Source organism: Enterobacter cloacae complex sp. HYC042_NIDB (genome assembly GCF_056673315.1).
This window is the reverse complement of the sequence record NZ_CP109650.1, coordinates 2,365,754-2,385,088: the sequence shown is the minus strand read 5'-3', so window position 1 is coordinate 2,385,088 and position 19,335 is coordinate 2,365,754. Positions and strand designations below refer to the sequence as shown.

Annotated in this window: 17 protein-coding genes; 7 read left to right on the top strand and 10 right to left on the bottom strand. The window is 56.5% G+C overall.

Going from position 1 to position 19,335, the window contains the following annotated elements:
* The first annotated feature begins 6 nt into the window (after positions 1–6).
* Positions 7–1,113 (top strand): GGDEF domain-containing protein, encoded by a 1,107-nt coding sequence (locus OKF39_RS11455; protein ID WP_193052065.1) that lies wholly within the window; start codon positions 7–9, stop codon positions 1,111–1,113.
* A 9-nt stretch (positions 1,114–1,122) separates the two neighbouring features.
* Here the strand turns inward: OKF39_RS11455 and OKF39_RS11450 are convergent, their stop codons facing one another.
* On the bottom strand, positions 1,123–2,109 hold the full coding sequence (locus OKF39_RS11450; RefSeq protein WP_069732331.1) for a GlxA family transcriptional regulator: 987 nt from the start codon (positions 2,107–2,109) through the stop codon (positions 1,123–1,125).
* Between the two features lie 121 nt (positions 2,110–2,230).
* On the opposite strand from OKF39_RS11450, the gene OKF39_RS11445 reads away from it, so the two are divergent.
* Positions 2,231–2,995, top strand: a complete 765-nt coding sequence (locus tag OKF39_RS11445; RefSeq protein WP_069732332.1) for an alpha/beta fold hydrolase — start codon at positions 2,231–2,233, stop codon at positions 2,993–2,995.
* Positions 2,992–3,606 (top strand): FMN-dependent NADH-azoreductase, encoded by a 615-nt coding sequence (locus tag OKF39_RS11440; protein ID WP_126818007.1) that lies wholly within the window; start codon positions 2,992–2,994, stop codon positions 3,604–3,606. Before OKF39_RS11445 ends, OKF39_RS11440 begins: the two co-directional genes overlap by 4 nt.
* Positions 3,607–3,655: 49 nt before the next feature.
* On the opposite strand, the gene OKF39_RS11435 is transcribed toward OKF39_RS11440, so the two are convergent.
* Positions 3,656–5,155 (bottom strand): aldehyde dehydrogenase family protein, encoded by a 1,500-nt coding sequence (locus OKF39_RS11435; protein WP_063153947.1) that lies wholly within the window; start codon positions 5,153–5,155, stop codon positions 3,656–3,658.
* 241 nt (positions 5,156–5,396) lie between these two features.
* Between OKF39_RS11435 and feaR the strand changes: the two genes are divergently transcribed.
* Positions 5,397–6,305, top strand: a complete 909-nt coding sequence (gene feaR / locus OKF39_RS11430; protein WP_028013021.1) for a transcriptional regulator FeaR — start codon at positions 5,397–5,399, stop codon at positions 6,303–6,305.
* On the opposite strand, the gene OKF39_RS11425 is transcribed toward feaR, so the two are convergent.
* From OKF39_RS11425 to OKF39_RS11410, 4 genes are all read right to left on the bottom strand, one after another.
* A complete protein-coding gene (locus tag OKF39_RS11425) occupies positions 6,306–6,623 on the bottom strand; it encodes a YdbL family probable chaperone protein (protein WP_028013020.1) in 318 nt (105 codons plus the stop codon). It lies immediately after the preceding gene.
* 7 nt (positions 6,624–6,630) lie between these two features.
* Positions 6,631–6,816 carry a YnbE family lipoprotein gene (locus OKF39_RS11420; protein WP_028013019.1) on the bottom strand — a complete coding sequence of 62 codons (186 nt, stop codon included), beginning with the start codon at positions 6,814–6,816 and terminating at the stop codon, positions 6,631–6,633.
* Positions 6,813–9,452: a YdbH family protein gene (locus OKF39_RS11415; protein ID WP_479982922.1), complete on the bottom strand. Its 2,640-nt coding sequence runs from the start codon at positions 9,450–9,452 to the stop codon at positions 6,813–6,815. Before OKF39_RS11415 ends, OKF39_RS11420 begins: the two co-directional genes overlap by 4 nt.
* Positions 9,453–9,667: 215 nt before the next feature.
* The gene (locus OKF39_RS11410) at positions 9,668–9,991 is read right to left on the bottom strand and encodes a hypothetical protein (protein ID WP_047365301.1); all 324 of its coding nucleotides are present in this window, start codon (positions 9,989–9,991) and stop codon (positions 9,668–9,670) included.
* A gap of 325 nt (positions 9,992–10,316) precedes the next feature.
* Here OKF39_RS11410 and OKF39_RS11405 point away from each other — a divergent pair, with 325 nt between their 5' ends.
* Positions 10,317–11,306, top strand: a complete 990-nt coding sequence (locus OKF39_RS11405) for a 2-hydroxyacid dehydrogenase (protein ID WP_028013015.1) — start codon at positions 10,317–10,319, stop codon at positions 11,304–11,306.
* An 18-nt stretch (positions 11,307–11,324) separates the two neighbouring features.
* Here the strand turns inward: OKF39_RS11405 and OKF39_RS11400 are convergent, their stop codons facing one another.
* From OKF39_RS11400 to dcp, 3 genes are all read right to left on the bottom strand, one after another.
* Entirely contained in the window at positions 11,325–12,530 is a 1,206-nt protein-coding gene (locus OKF39_RS11400; RefSeq protein ID WP_479982921.1) for an MFS transporter, read from the bottom strand.
* A gap of 425 nt (positions 12,531–12,955) precedes the next feature.
* Complete coding sequence (locus OKF39_RS11395) at positions 12,956–14,503, bottom strand: methyl-accepting chemotaxis protein (RefSeq protein WP_479982920.1); 1,548 nt, start codon at positions 14,501–14,503, stop codon at positions 12,956–12,958.
* A gap of 409 nt (positions 14,504–14,912) precedes the next feature.
* Complete coding sequence (gene dcp, locus OKF39_RS11390; RefSeq protein WP_479982919.1) at positions 14,913–16,946, bottom strand: peptidyl-dipeptidase Dcp; 2,034 nt, start codon at positions 16,944–16,946, stop codon at positions 14,913–14,915.
* 142 nt (positions 16,947–17,088) lie between these two features.
* Here dcp and ydfG point away from each other — a divergent pair, with 142 nt between their 5' ends.
* Both ydfG and OKF39_RS11380 read left to right on the top strand, forming a co-directional pair.
* On the top strand, positions 17,089–17,835 hold the full coding sequence (gene ydfG, locus OKF39_RS11385) for a bifunctional NADP-dependent 3-hydroxy acid dehydrogenase/3-hydroxypropionate dehydrogenase YdfG (RefSeq protein WP_028013011.1): 747 nt from the start codon (positions 17,089–17,091) through the stop codon (positions 17,833–17,835).
* A 91-nt stretch (positions 17,836–17,926) separates the two neighbouring features.
* Positions 17,927–18,613 carry a GntR family transcriptional regulator gene (locus OKF39_RS11380; RefSeq protein WP_028013010.1) on the top strand — a complete coding sequence of 229 codons (687 nt, stop codon included), beginning with the start codon at positions 17,927–17,929 and terminating at the stop codon, positions 18,611–18,613.
* 33 nt (positions 18,614–18,646) lie between these two features.
* Here the strand turns inward: OKF39_RS11380 and OKF39_RS11375 are convergent, their stop codons facing one another.
* Positions 18,647–19,078 carry a universal stress protein gene (locus OKF39_RS11375; protein ID WP_041910207.1) on the bottom strand — a complete coding sequence of 144 codons (432 nt, stop codon included), beginning with the start codon at positions 19,076–19,078 and terminating at the stop codon, positions 18,647–18,649.
* Between the last annotated feature and the right edge of the window lie 257 nt (positions 19,079–19,335).

The following is a 19,335-nucleotide window of genomic DNA, read 5'->3' as shown; positions in this document are numbered from 1 at the left end:
GGCTTTATGGAAAAAAGAAAAAAACCGACGCTGGAACGGGCAACCTGGCCGACGCGCCACGCCATGGTTATGCACGGGCTGGCGATGAACCTGCCCTGGCTGGCTTTCGTCAACATCAGCTTCGCCGTGATGATTCTGCTGCGCCATGTTCTGCTTAACGCCAGCGATCCCCTTTATCCCCACTTGCCGCATATGATGAAAATGGTCGACGCTTCGATGCTCGGCATTATTATCCTCTCGGCTGCACTGATCCTTATGGGCTGGCGGCGCATCGCCGGTATCAGCGTAGTGCTGTGTATCTGTAGCGCTATCTGGTCGATATCATGCTTCTGGTTTATCACCGATTTACTGCTGCCCCACGTCTGGCCGCTGTGCGTTATTTTATTACTCGCTGGGTTAACGGCCCTCTACTTTTACCCTGTGGGGTTGCTCGCCTTCGTGCTCCCGCTCTGGATAACCCTGCCGATTGCAAGCTGGGCACTGAATGATGGCCTTAATCTTCACTTCGTTATCATCTGGAGCGTCTTTTCGCTGATCCTGATCTGCGGGCGATTCATCCTCTTAAGCTGGTTTGACGAGGCCTGGCGACGTAACCAGCAAAACCAGCTGCTGATCTCACGACTGGATGCGCTGGCGCATCAGGATCCGTTAACCACAACCGCCAACCGCCGGAAGATGGAGGTGGTGCTGGAGAACGCGGTTGAGCAGAAGAAACCGTTCTCGCTGATTATGCTGGATATTGACTATTTCAAACGCTACAACGACACCTACGGTCACCAGGCGGGTGACGAATGTCTGACGCGGGTGGCGCGGGTGCTGAAGCAGTCGGTGCGCACACCTGAGGATGTGGTGTCACGCTACGGTGGCGAAGAGTTTCTGGTGATTCTGTTTAATTGCCCTGAAGCCATCGCGGAAAAGGTCGCCCTGCGTATTAAGGACGGCCTGCGCGCGGAGTCCATACCGCACGGCTCCTCAACCGTCAGTGACCACGTCACCGTGAGCATGGGCATTGCGAGCATGGCGGAGGGATTAGCCGGCACCGAGATCATTGCCCGCGCCGACGCGGCGCTGTACCGGGCGAAAGAGGCCGGGCGGGATCGGGTATGCCGCTGAGAACGACGGCTATTCCTTATGCCGCTCGGCGATCCACTTACGGTATTGCCCGGGCGACATTCCTGTCACGCCAGAGAATGCGCGTCTGAATGCCGTATCGTCAGCGTAACCGCAAGCCTCGGCAATCTGCCCTATCACGTTTCCCGGCTGCTCCAGGAGCCGCATCGCCTTTTCAATACGCATGCGCGTCAAAAAGTTTTTAGGGCTTTCATTCATCTCTTCCGCCATTTTTCGATGCAGGGTACGGGTGGTCATATTCAGCGCCCGCGCAAGCTGCTCCACGGTAATCGCCGGATTTTCATACCGGACGATGTGCTCCGCTTTCATAATCATCGGGTGTACTGAGTTTAAAAAACCAGCCGGCGCGTAAACCTGCTGAGACAACGGCTGGCTGTCAGCCACGGCCATATCGGCCGTCAGGCGCGCCAGCTTCTGCCCCGCGTGCAGACGAATGATGTGCAGCGCCACGTCAACCCACGAGAGCGGGCCTCCGGAAGTGATAATCCGCGCGTCCTGCACCAGCGCCTTCCCCCAGACCGGTTTGCTGAGTGGATAACGCTGGCGGAAAGTGTGGTAAAGCCACCAGGTCGTCGTGCATGTCCGGCCATTTAGCACCCCCGCTTCGGCGAGAACCAGCCCGCCGGCACAGGCTCCCGCCAGCAACGCCCCCTGACTATGCTGGCCCCGCAGCCATTCGCCAGCCTCGTGGACCGCCGCTGGCGAGACCGGGCGCTTTTGCTCGTCAAGTTTCATCCCGCTGACAATCACGAGATCGAAGGTTCCGCCGGTTGTAAAACTCCCGTCGGCGTCAATCAGCCGGCCCTGTGCGTCCGGAACCGGCGTCCCCTCCGCGGTGATGATGGCCGCTTCAAAAGGAGAAATGCCCTCGCCGTCCGGCTGCTGGGCAATCACCTCGTTGGCCAGCCAGAACATATCGCAGAGCCCAGCCACGGCGGATTTCATGCTGCCGGGTAACGCTAAAATGCCAATTTTCATGATTCAGGTCTGAGCAGAATGTCTGATTTCGTATGATAACCGTCATTTCGGACACTACAAGCGTCATTACACCTCTCGTTACACTGTGCCTCACCGTCCCTCAGGAAATTACGTCACGCCTATGAAACCGACACGCTTGCCCGTTCTTCTTACTTTGCTGTGCCTGGCCGCATCGCAGCCAGTGCAGGCGCGGATTAATAACATCATCCTCGTGCACGGAGCCTTTACCGATGGTTCCGTCTGGCAGGCGGTAATCGGCCGCTTGCAGTCCCGGGGCTACCACGTCACGGCAGTGCAGAACCCCCTGACTTCGCTGGCAGATGACGTCGCCGCCACGGAGCGCGTCATCGATCGCCAACAAGGGGATGTCGTCCTTGTCGGGCACTCTTGGGCCGGCGCGGCGATCGCCCAAGCGGGCAATAACCCGAAGGTGAAGAAGCTGGTTTTCCTTTCCGCCCTTGCCCCCGATAGCGGAGAATCGGTCGCCTCTCTTCTGACCCGTCTTAACGCGCCGATGGCGGACATGCGCCCGGATAAGCAGGGATTCATCTGGCTGGACGATCCCGTGGCTTATCAGCGCGTTATGGCCAATGACCTGCCTCTCAGACGCGTAAAAGTACTTACGGCGACCCAGCAGCCTATCGCGGCGAGCGCATTTAGCGAGAAGATTGAGCACGCCGCCTGGCGTGAAAAACCCTCATGGTATTTGCTGACCGAAGACGATCGCGCCCTCTCTCCCGGCGTCCAGCAGCAGCTTGCCGGTGCCATGAACGCCACCGTCATGCGGATAAAGAGTAGCCATATGTCGATGATTTCCCACCCGGACGCCGTCAGCCAGCTTATCGAACAAGCAACCCAGCCCAACGTAAAGGAAACCAAAAAATGAAGATCCTGCATATAGATTCAAGCATTAACGGCGAGTTCTCACTTTCACGTCAGCTGACGGCAGAGGTGGTTCGCCAGCTCGCGTCAGACAAGGTGGTCTATCGCGACGTCGTTAAGGCGCCCGTTGCCCATCTCACCGGCGCCGTTGCCGCCGGCTTCCGGACGCTGCGGATAGCCACGGACGCGACGGCGCAAGACGTCCGCGAACGCCAGCTGTCCGGGGAGCTGGTGAACGAATTTCTCGACAGCGACATTATCGTAATAGGCGCGCCTATGTATAACTTCTCCGTTTCAACGCAGCTTAAAGCCTGGTTAGATCGGCTGGCCCAGCCGGGAAAAACATTCAGCTATACCCCAACGGGCCCGGTGGGACATGCGACCGGCAAGAGGATTATCGTCGTTTCTACTCGCGGCGGGATCTATCACGGTACGCCAATCGCAGACATGGATTTTCAGGAGCGATACCTGCAGAAGTTTTTTGGCTTTCTGGGCATCGACAGAGTGGAATTCGTGCGTGCTGAAGGGGCGACGCGCGGTGAGGAGATCCGCGCTAAAGGCGTTGCGCAGGCGTTTGACGCAATTCCGTCCGTCATCGCCGCCTCGCTGAATTAGTCATCGGGTGAAAGCATGCCGGGTAAGCGTGGCCGCCACCCGGCTTTTTTTAGTACCGCACGCAAACCGACTTGGTTTCGCACCAGCCGTCCAGCCAGTCCGGGCCAAAATCACGTCCTGTACCAGACTGCTTCATCCCGCCGAACGGCAGGTTGGCGTCAATCAGCGTATGGCTGTTCACCCATACGGTGCCCGCCTGCAGCCGATCGGTGTACTCCAGCGCCTTGCTGATATTCTGCGTCCAGACGCTGGCCGTCAGGCCATATTCGGTGTCGTTTGCCAGCTGGAGCGCCTCTTCTCCGTCGGATACTCGCACCAGGTTGACCACCGGACCAAACACCTCTTCTCGGGTTAACCGCAGCGCGGCATCCGGGTTCACCACCAGCGTAGGCGACACGTAATAGCCTTTGCCCTCCGGGCCGCGATTACCGACGATCAGCTCCGCATTGCGCGACGTCGCCTCGTCGAGGAATGTCTGCACCTTATCGCAGTGGGCGCGCGACACCAGCGGGTTGATAAACGCCTCCGGCGACATGCCCGGCCCGACGCTCAGGGATTTCACCGCCTGTTCGAACCCGCTCACCAGCGTGTCAAACAGCGGGGCTTCAATGTAGATGCGCGAGCTCGCCGCGCACACCTGCCCCTGGTTCAGGAAGCTGCCGGTCATTAATCCTTCTATCACCCATGCGGGGTCCGCATCCTTCAGCACGATGGCCGGGTTTTTCCCGCCCAGCTCCAGGGTCACCCCGGTTAGCGTGTCCGCCGCCGCGCGGGCAATTTGCTTACCCGTTGCCGTTGAGCCGGTAAAGCTCACCTTCGCAATATGCGGGTGCGAGGTCAGCGCTGCGCCACACACCGCGCCGCTGCCGGTTACTACGTTGAACACCCCGTCCGGGATGCCCGCTTCGCTGGCCAGCTCCGCCACGCGCAGCATGGTCAGCGGCGTGGTTTCAGACGGCTTAATGACAATTGAGCAGCCCGCGGCCAGCGCAGGCATCACTTTCCACATCCCGATCATCAGCGGGAAGTTCCAGGGCACAATCCCGGCCACCACACCAACCGGCTCCTTACGCGTCCACGCCTGGTAGCGCGCACCCTGCGGCAGCGGGATGGAAAGATCGAGGGTTTTGCCCGCAATTTTGGTGGTCAGCCCGGCGGTATAGCGCATCCAGTTGAGGGTGCAGCCCACTTCAAAAGCCCGGGAGATGTTAATTGATTTGCCCTGCTCCAGCGTTTCAAGCTGGGCCAGCTCCTCGCCGTGCTGTTCGACCAGATCGGCGAAATGGAGCAGGATCCGCTCGCGCTCCGCCGGTAATTTTCCGGCCCAGGTGCGGGCCACAAAGGCGCGCCAGCCGGACATAACGGCCCGGTCAACGTCATCGACGCTGGCATCGGCGGTCGAGGCAATCACCTCGCCCGTGGCCGGGTTGTAGACGTTCAGCCGTTTTTCGCTGTCCGACGCGGCCTGACGCCCTTCAATCCACAGGCCGTGGTGTCGGTCTAAAAACTGCTGCACGGCAGGCAGAACAGCCACCGGTGATTCAGACATAGGATACTCCTTCGTTATTCTTCGCAGGGTGTTCATCCAGTCTATGTGGGGTTTTGCATTCTCGCTTTTGTCTCTGTGACATTCGCTTTGCCACCTGTGACAGGTGCCGCAAATCGCGATAATCGCCGCTTATATCGCTGTTACCGGTGAGTGTTCTTTCCTATAGTCAGCCTCATAGCTCTGACAAAATGCAACACAAATGCAACAATGCGAAAACGTTGACGGTGCAGCGAGAGAAACGATGGCGTGTGCAAGCGAGCAGGAACAGTATCAGCAGTGGCTGGCGCAGATTAACCAGGTTTGCGGGCGTTTCAACGCGCAGCCCACCGAAGGCAAATTCTTCGGCGAGCTGGAAACCAGCTACGCGCGCAGCCTGAAGCTCAGTACCGTCACCGCCGGCGGCGTTAACCTGTTCCGCTCCCGACGGGAGATCGCACAGAGTAATGATGCCTGGTTCTACACCGTCTTCCAGCTTGAAGGCAGCGCGCAAATTGAGCAGGATGAGCGTCGCGCGGTGCTCAGAACCGGGGATATCACGCTGATTGACGCCTCTCGTCCCTGCTCGATCAACTGGCAGGAAAAGTCCCGCCAGATTTCGCTGCTGGTTCCCCGTCAGATTATCGAGCAGCAGTGCCGCTTTCAGGAAATAAGCTGCGCGCTCGCCCTTTCCCGCACCTTACCCACGGTACAGCTGAGCCATCGCCTGCTGATGGAGAGTATGAACAACCCCGACCTGAGTGACCGGGAGAGTGAAGCGGCGCTTGAGGCGATGGTCTGCCTGCTGCGCCCCGCGTTCCAGCAGCGCGACGTGATTCAGCCGCGCAAGGAGCGCCAGTTTCAGCACGTTGTGGCGCTGATTGACAACCATATTCAGTCTGAATCGCTGCGTCCGGAATGGATTGCCGCCGAGAGCGGAATGTCCGTGCGCAGCCTCTACCGCATGTTTGCCGAGAAGGGGCTGGTGGTGGCGCAGTACATTAAAAACCGTCGTCTGGATCTCTGCGCGCAGGAATTGCAGTCAACCGGCGACGATGAAAAGCTGGCGGGCATTGGCTACAGCTGGGGATTCACCGACCATAGCCACTTTTCAACGGCCTTTAAGCAGCGTTTTGGCGTCTCGCCGGGTGAATACCGCAAGCGCTACCGCTAGCTATTTTTTCAGCCACTTACCGTTAATGCCCTTCACGTACTCGCCCGGCTGCGCGCGGGCCACCAGCTTTTGCCCCGCCATTTTCGCCACTTCATCAACCGGCAAATTATTGCTGTCGGCCAGCTTCTGATAGCTCTCCGTGCGCGCCGCGTTAATGCGATTCACCAGCTCCAGCGTTTCGGCATCCTGTTGGATCGGAGCAAGATAGCCGCTCAGGGTTTCCCCCACGCGCCCCTGCGCGCGGGCATCGTTTAAGGTCAGCGCAGCCGCCTGCACGTTTATACTCAGGGCCAGTAAAATCAACGCTAATCGTTTCATGGCATCCTCAGAACAGATCGCTGCGCGATTTCAGCAGGGCTTCAACGTCTTTATCGACCTTGATGTGGATCTCGTGTTCGATTTTGACATTCATATTGATGGTAATCGGCTCCTTTGGCGCAGCGACTTCAATGCGCGGCGTACAGCCGGTCAGTAGCGCGGCAACGGTGAGCGCACCAGCCATCTTTTTCATTGTTGTTCCTCACTTTCCTTGCCAGTCGAACTGCGGAGACCGGGAATCGCCGCGTGTTGCTCAAACCAGGTTTGCAGGTTGTCGCCAAAACGCAGGCTGCGCCACAGGGTAAAGACATTCTCGTCATGGGTGTAGTTCAGATTGACGGAGCTGCTTTTGCCGTCCACGCGGCTGGTCCCCTTGATGGTCGCCTGCATGGTTAATTCACCCAGGTTATCTAAATTGATTCTCGTCCACGACTGCGAAATTTCCATGTAGCGGAGCCAGTTAATCGCTGCGCCCGCGACCATATTATCCTTCACGATGGCGTCTGCCGTATCTTTGTCGATGCGCAGCGTCATTGGCCCCGGGTTGGTCAGCCAGCCATCTTTAATGATCCATTTTTCATTGTCCAGCCAGAACGGCAGTGCCCCGCTCACCGGGCCCGACAGGGTAAACTGCTTCGGGTTGACGGCGCTGATCAGCTCGCTTGAGGAGATATTGTCCACGCGCAGCAGGGCCGGATCGTGCTGCGGCATCCGCAGTTGCTGCATGGTGATCTTCCCGCCGAGCGTTTCCACCTTAACGTTGGTGAGCAGCAGCGGGTTGTCCTCCGTCCAGGGGTAATTCCCCTGCAGGTCCGCGGTAATGTTGCGCGCGGTCACCAGGTTTTCCACTTCGCCAATGCGCAACGTGACCGGGCCGCGCGTGCCCAGTGACCAGGTGCCCTCGCTGAAGCGGAACGGCAGCACAAAATCGACGCCGTTGATCTGGTTGTCCGGCATCCAGGCGCTGCCGGATTTCAGCACGCCGTGTCCGCCCGCCTCAAAGCCCTGATCGGGGGCCGCCGAGAAGGCAACCTGCGCATAGAGTTCACCGTCACGCAGCGTCATTTTCCAGTCCGGCGGAACCAGCGGCTGGAAGACGGTGAGCGACTGTTTCGGCCACCAGGCCTGCCCGCGAAGGCGCACGCCATCCCAGCGTCCGTTCACCTGTACCGGGCCGATGTTGTCCGCATGGAGGTCGCCCTTAAACTGAAAAACAGTCGGGTCGGTACCGTCGACGCTGAAGGTCAGGACCGAGGGCGGCAACACGCTGCCGCCGGAGAACCGGGTTTGCCCGGCATTCAGCGACAGCGCGCCGCTGAATGCGGGTTTTTCGGCATCGCGCAGCCAGCGTACAGGCCGATCCAGCACCAGACGCGGCTTGCTGACCTCCATGGTGCCGTACTGAAGCTTGTCAAAACCGGTGGAGAGCGCCGTCAGTTCAATAAGGTTGTCTCGCCACTCGCCTTTCCCGGCGACATCCCAGCGGGCATGCATCGGCGTAAAGCCGCCTTTTCCCCAGTAGCGCCACTGCCACAGGCCGTTATCAGGTAAAAAGTCGTTGGCCTGACCGTCCAGGTGGAGTTCAAAACCGCCCATCTCGTTTTCATGGGCACGCAGAATAGCCTGCAGACGCCCGTCCACGCCCTTCTGGGTGAGCCTCACGCCCGCCAGCGGCCAGCGGATTTCATCGATATCGAGTGAGTCAATAATGCGCCCGCGCGAGCGGAGCAGCGCGCCGGGCTCAAAAGCAAGCTGCGGTTCATACAGGCTGCCGGTCAGTGTGGCGGGCAATTTGGCGTAAAGAATGAGATCGTTTTGCTTCGCCTCGCCGCTCAGATGCAGCGGCATGTTGCTGTTTTCCATGCTGAGCCTGCCGGGCCCAATGTTCAGTACCGCGTTACCTTTACCCGCATCGCCTTGCGTCAACACGTTCAGTCGTCCGGTCAGGGTGGCTTTCTCCAGCCCCTGCTGCCAGTTGTCGGCGCGAAGGGACACCCGCCCGCTCAACGGCATACCCGAAAGATCCCAGTTCCAGCGCCCGTCGCTGATGTTCAGCTGTTCCGCCGTGATCTGCCACGGCAGGTCGAGAAGCGGATCGGGGTTATCCCGCGCCATCACCACCAGCTGTCCCTGATTGTCTTCCCAGTCGAGATCGGCATCGACCAGAGACGTTAACTGTGGCACGTTAAAGGTCGCGACCGCGTGGCCTTTCACCGGCACGCCGTCCGGCACCAGCGGCAAAGTGAGCTCGCCCACCAGCTTAATCGGCTGCGGCTGGTCAGGGAGCTGAACATCGAACTGGCTGACCGAGAGCGTCTGGCCGCGAAGCGTGCCTTTGATGCTGACCTGTTCGCCTCGGTAAGCGATCTCCTGGCTGGAGGGCGTCAGTGACGCATTAAGCTCGCCCTGCCACTGCTGCCAGGGCGAGAGCGTCAGACGGTGAATGGTGAGCCAGGTATTGGGCAACACAGCCTGCCACTGGGCCAGCGTTTTGGGGGCGACCGTAGAGGGTGCAGACTGGGGAATTTTGCTCAGGCAGACGGTGTTAAGATCCAGTGCGCCGATATCCAGTTTCCAGCGGCTAGGATGTGACAGCGTCACGTTATCGATGCGGGCAATTTCGCAGTCTTCCACCAGATAGCGAAGATCGGGGATCACCAGCGCGTGGCGAGTCAGTTTTGGGCTTTCTTCGAAAGCAATGCGCGTCCCGACGGGGAGCCAGATCCCGGCAAGCGTCGGCACCCACTGGGCGAGCGTCATCAGCAGCGTCAGCGGCACCACAATCAACAGCAGTAAAACCGCAATGGCGGCTTTGTATTTACCCTTCATGGGCAGTTAATGTCCTGATTTTTCGAAAGAATTAAGCTGGCAATGCCGAATATTGTCGCATGTTTGGCGGTTGAGTTGAAGTTAACCACAAGATAAAGGATAGATGCTGTAAGGAGTATGAGAAAACTTTTTGCTATGCGTAACCTAAAGAACACATTTTAGATTCAGTGGGTTACGCATTATCTCAGACGTAAAAACGGGAAAACACTGCGTAACTAATACCTGTTCCTGGGCATTGCCAATAGGTAGAGCATGGCAAATATCAACGACCCCCAATACACTGAATCGTACCGCCATGGATCAAAATCGATATGTAAAAAACCGCGAACAAACTCATAGCCGTTGGCAAAAACATTAATCTGGATGGCTGCAATCGCTATCACAAACAGCGTATAGGCAATGAACAATGGATATTTACGGAGCCTATTGACCTTGAGTTTTCCAATCAACAGTAAGAAGAAAACCGCAATAGATGCTATAAAATAGTACAAAACAGGCAACATCGGCGCAGATAAGGATAACTCCACTTGTTGCGACATGCATCATTCTCCCTCTTTTCAGAAACTCACCCGGTTCCTAATATCGTCCCATCACATCCGGAAGGATTGCAGTTTTCATACCCTATTGCCATTCTTTCAAGTAATACCGATATGCGTTTTTCGCACCCGTTACCCACTCCGTTTTGCCCAACCTGATTTGAACCGAGTCGCGCCGAAGATTTCTCGTACTAAGAATATCATGGAGTTAGGGTGTATATATGCTCTAGAATAATTGATAGAACTTATTGAATTCAATAATATTTTATAAATTGTAAGATAATTTTAATCATGCTAACGTGAATGCAAAATCACTGGAGAAAGTCTTATGAAACTCGCGGTATATAGCACAAAGCAGTACGACAAAAAGTATCTGCAACATGTTAACGAAGCTTACGGGTTTGAGCTTGAATTTTTCGACTTTCTGCTGTCCGAGAAAACCGCCAAAACGGCGCACGGCTGTGAAGGCGTCTGCATTTTTGTTAACGATGACGGCAGTCGTCCGGTGCTGGAAGAGTTGAAAAAGCAGGGAGTGAAGTATATCGCCCTGCGCTGCGCCGGCTTTAACAACGTTGATCTCGACGCGGCAAAAGAGCTGGGTCTGAAGGTGGTTCGCGTCCCGGCGTACTCCCCGGAAGCGGTAGCAGAACATGCGATTGGCATGATGATGTCGCTCAACCGTCGTATTCACCGCGCTTATCAGCGTACGCGTGACGCCAACTTCTCGCTGGAAGGGCTGACCGGCTTTACCATGTACGGCAAAACCGCGGGCGTGATCGGCACCGGTAAAATTGGCGTGGCTGCCCTGCGCATTCTGAAAGGCTTCGGCATGCGTCTGCTGGCATTCGATCCGTACCCGAGCGCCGCAGCGCTGGATCTGGGCGTGGAGTACGTTGACCTGCCGACGCTGTTCTCGCAGTCCGACGTGATCTCCCTTCACTGCCCGCTGACGCCGGAAAACTACCACCTGCTTAACCAGGCGGCGTTTGACCAGATGAAAGACGGCGTGATGATCATCAACACCAGCCGCGGCGGTCTGGTGGATTCTCAGGCCGCTATCGAAGCGCTGAAAACCCAGAAGATTGGTGCGCTGGGGATGGACGTCTATGAGAACGAACGCGATCTGTTCTTTGAGGACAAGTCTAATGACGTCATCCAGGACGACGTGTTCCGTCGCCTCTCAGCCTGCCATAACGTCCTGTTTACCGGACACCAGGCGTTTCTGACCGCCGAAGCGCTGATCAGCATTTCGGAAACCACGCTGGGGAATCTTCAGCAGTTAGAAAAGGGTGAACCGTGCCCTAACGAACTGGCTTAACTGCGACGCCGGGTGGGGCTAAGCCTCATCCGGCGCGTTTGTTTCCCAGCTTCGGTGAGCAACGCGCCACCAGAGCAGGACGGCGGCCAGCGCAATCGCGCTCAGGACACTGAATGCCGTCGCAAACGAGTAATGACCGGCGATCGTGCCGGTTAACGCCGGGCTCATGGCTGCCCCCACTCCCTGCATCAGCATCACCACACTCTGCCCGGCATTAACGTGCCCGCTTCCGCGCAGCAGCACCACAATAAACGACGGTACGACGACACCCAGAATCCCGGCAGCGAGACCGTCGAGAATTTGTACCGGGATCATCATTAACGGCGCGTCGGTCGATGCCGCCAGCGCCGCGCGCACCGGCATAACCAGCAGCGCCAGCATAATCAAGCGCCAGTAGCCGTAGCGTTCTATTCGGCCTGCAACCCAGATGGCAACGGGGATCATCACCGCCTGCGAGATGATGACGGTGCCTGCCGCGTACAGGCCAGGGTTGTTCGAGGCGGGTGCCGCGGCCACCCTCATGCTCAGCATCGGCAGCAGTGCGGCATTCGCCAGGTGGAACAGCAGTAGCATCAGCCCGGTCACAAACAGCGCCCGGTTTTTAATCAGCACCGCGAAGCCGGGGACAGGAACGCTACCTGAGGATGAAAGCCCTCGCGCCGCATCGTTATCAATGTCCCCGTTGCGGATGGCAAGCAGCGCGCAGAGCGTCAGCAGCGTCGTGCAGGTCATCAGCAGGAAAATCCCGCCGACGCCCCAGTACCAGGCAATACCGCCTGCTATCACTGCGGTGACAAAATTACCGCCGTGATTGAACGCCTCATTTTTGCCCATCTGCGCGCTGAACCCGCGCTGGCCGGTCAGGCCCAGCGTAATCCCGGCGATGAGCGGCCCGACAAACGCCGCGCAGATGCCGGTGACCATTTGTGAGACGGCAACAACGCTGGTCTGCTGGCTAAACCAGAGCAGCAGCGTGCTCAGGGTGATCAAAGTGCAGAGCAGCGCCAGTACGGCGCGTTTGTTCCGCGAAGTGTCAGTAATTACCCCCGCCGGGAGCGTAGCCAGCAATCCCGCCAGCCCACCGGCAGTCATCAGGATGCCAATATCATCGGGGCTCCAGTGGCGTTCTGTCAGAAAGATACCGAGAAAAGGACCAAGGCCATCACGGACATCCGCAATGAAAAAACTTGTCAGGCATAACGCCCGCAGCGAACGAAGAGACATACTTCCTGCCTGTAAATTATCCGGCTCGCGTTTCGCGATGACCCGCGTCCAGACGATCGTACAATAAAATTTAAAATGTAGCGTAGCGCTGCTTATTGAAAATCAGATGACGGCCCAAAAGACCGGATTAACCGGGGAGGCTACGCGTCACACCAGCCTCCGACGAGCTGTAGCAAAATGTGAATAGCCGCCGGGAACATCAACAGGAAGAGTAAAACTGTCACCACAGCAATCGCCATCAGAAACTCCTTTTAAATTTTCGTTTTACGAAATCGTAGTCAGTATTTTTAAATTGTCACTGACGCTCGGCTATTTTCTTCATTATTCACGGGGACGCCCCTTTTTATTAGCGCCCCCGTTGCTGGTTTGATTAAAATTCGCGTTTAAAACGCCGGAGCTTTACCTTTTGATTATGCTTTTGCTGCTCAAATAGCAAAGTTTTCCGTCATCTGCTTCAGTGCCCTGGACTGCTCGGTCAGCGCCTGCGATGCCGCTGCGGACTGCTCAACGAGCGCCGCATTACCCTGCGTCACGCCATCCATCTGGGTGACAGCAGCGCTGATTTGCATGATGCCCTGCATTTGCTCAACCGAGGCCATTGAAAGACTGTCCATAGTTTCAGCAAGCGTAGCCACGTTGCTCGCAGCCCGCAAAATCGTCTCTGCCGTTCTGGATGCCACCGACACACCGTTATCGACATCCTCAACGGCATGCTCAATCAGCGCCCCAATTTCTTTGGACGCCGTTGCGCTGCGCTGAGCGAGATTTCTGACTTCCGTCGCCACCACGGCGAAGCCACGACCATGCTCACCGGCACGTGCAGCCTCGACCGCCGCATTCAGCGCCAGAATATTAGTCTGGAAAGCAATCCCTTCTATAACGCTGGTGATTTCCTTTATCTTCAGGGCGTTAGCCGAGATATTCTGCATCGTTTCGCTCATTTCGCCCACGGCAGACTCACCTTCACGTGCCAGTGCTTCCGTCTTTCTTGCTGACGTTGCCGTATGCTCCGCGACCTCGGTATTGTTCCGAACGGTCATCGTCAGCTGTTCCATGCTGGCGGCAGTCTGCTGCAACGCCGCCGCCTGCTCCTCGGTACGAGACGATAACTCCATATTGCCCTGCTCGATCTCACCGGCAGCCAGATCCACCGACGTCGCGGCCTCTTTGATTTCAGTGACAAGGGTTTTCAACTGGGTCTGCATGTTGTCCAGAGCCGCAAGCAGCGTGCCGGTTTCATCCATCCGGGTAATACGTATGGTTGAGGTGAGATCGCCGGCGGCAATGGTGTTCGCCGTATTCACGGCCTGCTTTAGCGGTCGGAGAATACTGCGCGACAGCAAAATGCCCGTCAGCAGCGCGGTGACAACCGCCGCAATCATTCCCAGGATTATCATCATGCGCGTACGGAAGCGTTCTTCAGCCAGTCGGGTTTGACGTTCAGCCATAATGCGGTACTCGTCGCTCAGCGCTTGCTGAATAACACCCCGCATGGCGTCCATTTGCTCTTTTCCGGTATTACGCTCCAGGCTACTGATGAACGCATCCATCTCTTCCCCCCCGCGGGATACGCTCTCTCTTCGCTGGATTAACGGCAGCGCAAATGACTTTTTCCATTCTTCTTCAAGCCTGGAGAGGGTGGTTAATTTTTGCTGCTGCGACGGGTTATCACGCGTAAGCCCTGCAATTTCGTCAACTTTGCTTTTAAACCTCTCATCCCCCTGCGTGAAGGGTTGAAGAACGTCCTGATTACCGGTGAGCGCAAAACCGCGAATGCCGGTTTCCATGTTGATCAGGTTTTCGGTTACGGAGCGAAGGTTATCGACCACTTTATAGCTATGAACGTTGAGCTTGCTGACGGCCGTCACTCTGTCAAAGCTCAAATAGAGCAGCCCGCAGACGACGGACATTAAAACCACAATTGCGCCAAATGCTATGGTAAGCCGGGTGCCGATGTTGAGATTTTTAAACATGACTCTTCCTTAATAATTAGCATAGGTTCATCTTCTGGAGATGAATTTTAATAACGGCTTATTTCTTGTGGTTAATGGAAATGGGTTTCCACCACGACCACACCCATGCTAATCGGCAGAGAAAATTAATACTTTAGGCTGAGACAAAAATATAATAATCATCTTTTTGCGATGATTCTTATATGCAATAAATGGCCATGTACCAGTCAGCATAAATAATTAAATAAACTTGCGAGCATTATAAAATTGAGATTGGTAAAAGCGCCTAAATTTAAGCACATTTAATATAAATATATTTCAAACTATTAATAAATGTAAATTTCAGTTCTTTTTTTGACCATTTTCGAGCTTTCAGACCTATAAAAAAACCGGGCGCGGGGCCCGGTTATCTTCTTAGCTAAAAGTGGCTTTATGCGCTCAACCCGCGATTCTCCAGCATCGGTTCAATCTTCGGATCGTGTCCGCGCCAGTTTCGATAAAGTTCGGCTAAGTCAGCGCTGTTGCCGCGAGACAAAATCGCCTCACGGAATTTCTGTCCGTTTTCACGCGTCAATCCACCCTGCTCCACGAACCACTGATAGCCATCGTCCGCCAGCATTTGCGTCCACAGGTAGGCGTAATACCCCGCCGCGTAGCCGCCGCCAAAAATATGGGCAAAGTAGCTGCTGCGATAGCGCGGCGGTACAGCGGGCAGATCCAGCCCCTCTTTTTTCAACGCGGCGGCTTCGAATTCTTCAACGCTCGACACGGCCTCGCTGATGCCGTGCCAGTTCATGTCCAGCAGCGCCGCACTCAGCAGCTCCGTCATGTCATAGCCCTTGTTGAAATGGGTCGCGTTGAGCATGCTTTCCCGCAGCGCGTCCGGCATGGGGTCACCGGTTTCGTAATGACGGGCATAGTGGCTAAACACCTGAGGATGGCTGGCCCAGTGCTCATTGATTTGCGACGGGAATTCAACGAAATCACGCGGCGTATTGGTACCGGACAGCGTGGCGAAGCGCTGGCTGGCAAACAGACCGTGCAGGGTATGGCCAAACTCGTGGAACAGGGTTATCACGTCATCCCAGGACAGAAGCGCGACGCCGCCGTTACCCGGCTTTTGGTAGTTGCAGACGTTGTAGATCACCGGGCGGGCAGCAAGCTCAAAGGACTGCTCGATGAAATTGCCCATCCAGGCGCCGCCCTGCTTGGAATCGCGGGCGAAGAAGTCGCCGTAAAACAGCGCCATGCCCTCACCGGTATGGTCAAAAATTTCCCATACGCGGACGTCAGGGTGATAAACCGGAATGTCGAAACGCTCCACAAAACGAATGCCAAACAGCTGGCTGGCCGCCCAGAATACACCGTCCTGCAATACGGTATTGAGCGCAAAATAGGGCCGAATCTGCGATTCATCGAGGGCATATTTCGCCTGACGCACGCGCTCGGCATAAAAGGCCCAGTCCCAGGCCTGCACGGTGAAGCCACCCTGCTCGTCGTCGATGACCTTCTGAATATCGGCCTGCTCGCGTTCCGCGCGGGCGCGGGCGGCAGGCACAATGCCGCGCATAAATTCCAGCGCGGCGGCCGGGATTTTCGCCATCTGGTCGGCAATGCTCCAGCTGGCGTAATCCTCAAAGCCGAGCAGACGGGCCTGGCGCGCCCGCAGCGCCGTAAGGCGCAGGATCAGCGTGCGGGTGTCGTTTTCATCCCCTTTCTGGGTGCGCGTCCAGCCGGCGTTGAACAGGTTTTCGCGCGTCTGCCGATTGCGCAGCGCGGCTAGCGCAGGCTGCTGTGTCGTATTCAGGAGCGGGATCAGCCAGCGGTCGTTAAGCCCTTTTTCCGCGGCGGCCTGCGCCGCGGCGGCAATCTCTTCGGCGCTCAGGCCTTCAAGCTGGTGCGCGTAATCCACCACCAGCCCGCCCGCGTTGTTAGCGGCCAGCAGGCGCTGGTTAAACTGGCTGGTCAGGGACGCGGCCTCGGTATTCAGCGCCTTCAGCTCGGCTTTTTCCGCTTCATTCAGGCGCGCGCCGGCCAGAATAAAGCGCTGGTACGTCTCCTCGACCAGCCGACGGGATTCGGCATCCAGCGCGGCGCGGTCCTTCCAGACGCTCTCGACGCGGGCGAAAAGAATGTCGTTCAGCCAGATGTCGTTCGCCAGCGCGGCAAGTTCGGTGGAGAGCTGCTCCTCCAGTTCCTGCAGGTACGCATTAGTGTGCGCGGAGGTCATGGCGAAGAAAACGCTGCTGACGCGCGCGAGCATAACGCCGCTTTTCTCCAGCGCCAGCACGGTGTTAGTGAAGTCTGGCGCAGCGGTGTGAGAGACTATCGCCTCTATGTCCGCCCGCTTCTGGCGAAGCGCTTCTTCGAAGGCCGGACGATAATGCTCGTCTTTGATGGTATCAAAATGGGGAGCCTGGTAAGGCAGCAGGCTGATGTCAAAAAAGGGGTTGGTGGCCGTCATCTTTCACTCCTCCGAACGAATATCTTCCCAGAGTAGGCCAGGCCGCCATCGCCTGCAACGCCGTCATACAAATGTTGCCTTAACGCACCCTCTGCGGGCGTGCTATGTTAGTACCACACAAAAAGCGTTGAGGAACAGTGAGATGATTATTTTAGTTACCGGGGCAACGGCAGGTTTTGGTGAAAGCATCACGCGTCGCTTCGTCGCCAACGGGCATAAGGTGATTGCAACGGGTCGTCGTCAGGAGCGCCTTCAGGAGCTGAAGGACGATTTAGGTGACAGCATCCTGACCGCGCAGCTGGACGTGCGTAACCGTGCGGCCATTGAAGAGATGATTGCCAGCCTGCCGGCAGAGTGGCGCGCCATCGACGTGCTGGTCAACAACGCCGGTCTGGCGCTGGGCATGGAGCCTGCCCACAAAGCCAGCGTTGAAGACTGGGAAAACATGATCGACACCAACAACAAAGGGCTGGTGTACATGACCCGCGCGGTGCTGCCGGGCATGGTCGAGCGCAACCGCGGCCACATTATCAACATCGGTTCTACCGCCGGGAGCTGGCCTTACGCGGGCGGTAATGTCTACGGCGCGACCAAAGCGTTTGTGCGCCAGTTCAGCCTGAACCTGCGCACCGACCTGCACGGCACCGCCATTCGCGTCACCGATATTGAGCCGGGGCTGGTAGGCGGCACCGAATTCTCCAACGTGCGCTTCAAGGGCGATGACGCAAAAGCGGATAAAACCTACGAAAACGCCAACGCCCTGACGCCGGAAGATGTCACCGAAACGGTCTGGTGGGTCGCGACGCTGCCAAAACACGTCAACATCAATACCGTGGAAATGATGCCGGTCAGCCAGAGTTTTGCCGGACTTAGCGTCCATCGTGGCTAAATAAGCCCTTCCCGGCCCGCGGGCCGGGTCTGTTTCGGGTTATAAAAGAATGGTAGTATGTTCGGGCTAACTCTCTGAGAAATGACAACTCATGGCCGCTGAATCGCAACTCAACCCCACCCAGCCCGTAAACCAGCAAATCTATCGCATTTTGCGACGTGATATTGTCCATTGCCTGATCCCACCGGGAACGCCGCTTTCTGAAAAAGAGGTCTCCGTGCGATTTGACGTGTCCCGTCAGCCGGTGCGTGAAGCGTTTATTAAGCTTGCGGAGAACGGCCTGATTCAGATCCGCCCGCAGCGCGGCAGCTACGTGAACAAAATTTCACTCTCACAGGTGCGCAACGGCTGTTTCGTACGCCAGGCGATTGAATGCGCTGTGGTGCGCCGTGCCGCGACGCTCATTAATGACAACCAGTGTTACCTTCTGGAGCAAAACCTGCATCAGCAGCGCATTGCGATTGACCGTAAACAGCTCAACGATTTCTTCCAGCTTGATGATGAGTTTCACCAGAAGCTGGCGCAAATTGCAGACTGCCAGCTGGCCTGGGATACCATCGAGAATATCAAGGCCACCATTGACCGGGTGCGCTACATGAGCCTCGATCACGTCTCCCCGCCGGAAATGCTGCTCCGCCAGCATCACGATATTTTCAGCGCGCTGGAAAAACGCGACCCGGACGGCGTGGAAAAAGCGATGACCCTGCATCTGCAGGAGATAGGCGAATCCGTGCAGCTTATTCGTCAGGAAAATAGCGAGTGGTTTAGCGAAGAGTGATATTTGCCGCCCTTTTCGCGGGCGGCACCGTAATTAGCGAACGACTAACACCGGAATTGTGGCGTAGCGCAGAATAGATTCCGCATTTGACCCCAACAGATGGGTGGTGATGCCCGGATTTTTTGACCCGATGACAATCACGTCATATTCCCCTTCTTTGCTCAGCTTGATAATTTCATCGCGGACGCTGCCAAAACGAACCAGAGTGTGAATATTCTCCGGGGAGATATCGAACAGTCGTTTTAACTCGTTCATTTTCTTCCCGGATTCTGCGCTCATATACTCTTCAAACTTTTTAATATCGGCGTTGAATCCGCGCAGCAGAGACCGACTGCTGGCAGGCAGAATATTGACCAGGGTAATCGACGCGCCCTCGGCCTTTGCGAGGTTAGCCGCGTGGCGAACCGCTTTGTCGCTTAAATCCATTTCAAACACGTCAACAGGCATCAAAATCTTCTTATACATAAGCCTGACTCCTTATTCCGATGAAGGGTTATTTCCTGCAACCAGAATGGCATCGGGAATATAAACCAATCCTCAACGCTTACCCGTAGAAACTATCAATAAGTGAAAATAACGGTCTGCTTTGTAAATTGCCGTCGTGAAGCGTCAACGCCCCATGTATAAAGAAAAAAGTGTGAGTTTGATCAAAAACAAAAACATGACTGGCAGACAGGCGTATTTATAGTGCCCCGTGAGCGGCAAAACCTGAAATAGCGCCG

What these genes read in the sequence shown, in the direction of transcription:
- OKF39_RS11455 (WP_193052065.1), top strand. Translation starts at nt 7, where the DNA reads ATGGAAAAAAGAAAAAAACCGACGCTGGAACGGGCAACCTGGCCGACG.
- OKF39_RS11450 (WP_069732331.1), bottom strand. Translation starts at nt 2,109, where the DNA reads ATGAAAATTGGCATTTTAGCGTTACCCGGCAGCATGAAATCCGCCGTG.
- OKF39_RS11445 (WP_069732332.1), top strand. Translation starts at nt 2,231, where the DNA reads ATGAAACCGACACGCTTGCCCGTTCTTCTTACTTTGCTGTGCCTGGCC.
- OKF39_RS11440 (WP_126818007.1), top strand. Translation starts at nt 2,992, where the DNA reads ATGAAGATCCTGCATATAGATTCAAGCATTAACGGCGAGTTCTCACTT.
- OKF39_RS11435 (WP_063153947.1), bottom strand. Translation starts at nt 5,155, where the DNA reads ATGTCTGAATCACCGGTGGCTGTTCTGCCTGCCGTGCAGCAGTTTTTA.
- feaR (WP_028013021.1), top strand. Translation starts at nt 5,397, where the DNA reads ATGGCGTGTGCAAGCGAGCAGGAACAGTATCAGCAGTGGCTGGCGCAG.
- OKF39_RS11425 (WP_028013020.1), bottom strand. Translation starts at nt 6,623, where the DNA reads ATGAAACGATTAGCGTTGATTTTACTGGCCCTGAGTATAAACGTGCAG.
- OKF39_RS11420 (WP_028013019.1), bottom strand. Translation starts at nt 6,816, where the DNA reads ATGAAAAAGATGGCTGGTGCGCTCACCGTTGCCGCGCTACTGACCGGC.
- OKF39_RS11415 (WP_479982922.1), bottom strand. Translation starts at nt 9,452, where the DNA reads ATGAAGGGTAAATACAAAGCCGCCATTGCGGTTTTACTGCTGTTGATT.
- OKF39_RS11410 (WP_047365301.1), bottom strand. Translation starts at nt 9,991, where the DNA reads ATGTCGCAACAAGTGGAGTTATCCTTATCTGCGCCGATGTTGCCTGTT.
- OKF39_RS11405 (WP_028013015.1), top strand. Translation starts at nt 10,317, where the DNA reads ATGAAACTCGCGGTATATAGCACAAAGCAGTACGACAAAAAGTATCTG.
- OKF39_RS11400 (WP_479982921.1), bottom strand. Translation starts at nt 12,530, where the DNA reads ATGTCTCTTCGTTCGCTGCGGGCGTTATGCCTGACAAGTTTTTTCATT.
- OKF39_RS11395 (WP_479982920.1), bottom strand. Translation starts at nt 14,503, where the DNA reads ATGTTTAAAAATCTCAACATCGGCACCCGGCTTACCATAGCATTTGGC.
- dcp (WP_479982919.1), bottom strand. Translation starts at nt 16,946, where the DNA reads ATGACGGCCACCAACCCCTTTTTTGACATCAGCCTGCTGCCTTACCAG.
- ydfG (WP_028013011.1), top strand. Translation starts at nt 17,089, where the DNA reads ATGATTATTTTAGTTACCGGGGCAACGGCAGGTTTTGGTGAAAGCATC.
- OKF39_RS11380 (WP_028013010.1), top strand. Translation starts at nt 17,927, where the DNA reads ATGGCCGCTGAATCGCAACTCAACCCCACCCAGCCCGTAAACCAGCAA.
- OKF39_RS11375 (WP_041910207.1), bottom strand. Translation starts at nt 19,078, where the DNA reads ATGTATAAGAAGATTTTGATGCCTGTTGACGTGTTTGAAATGGATTTA.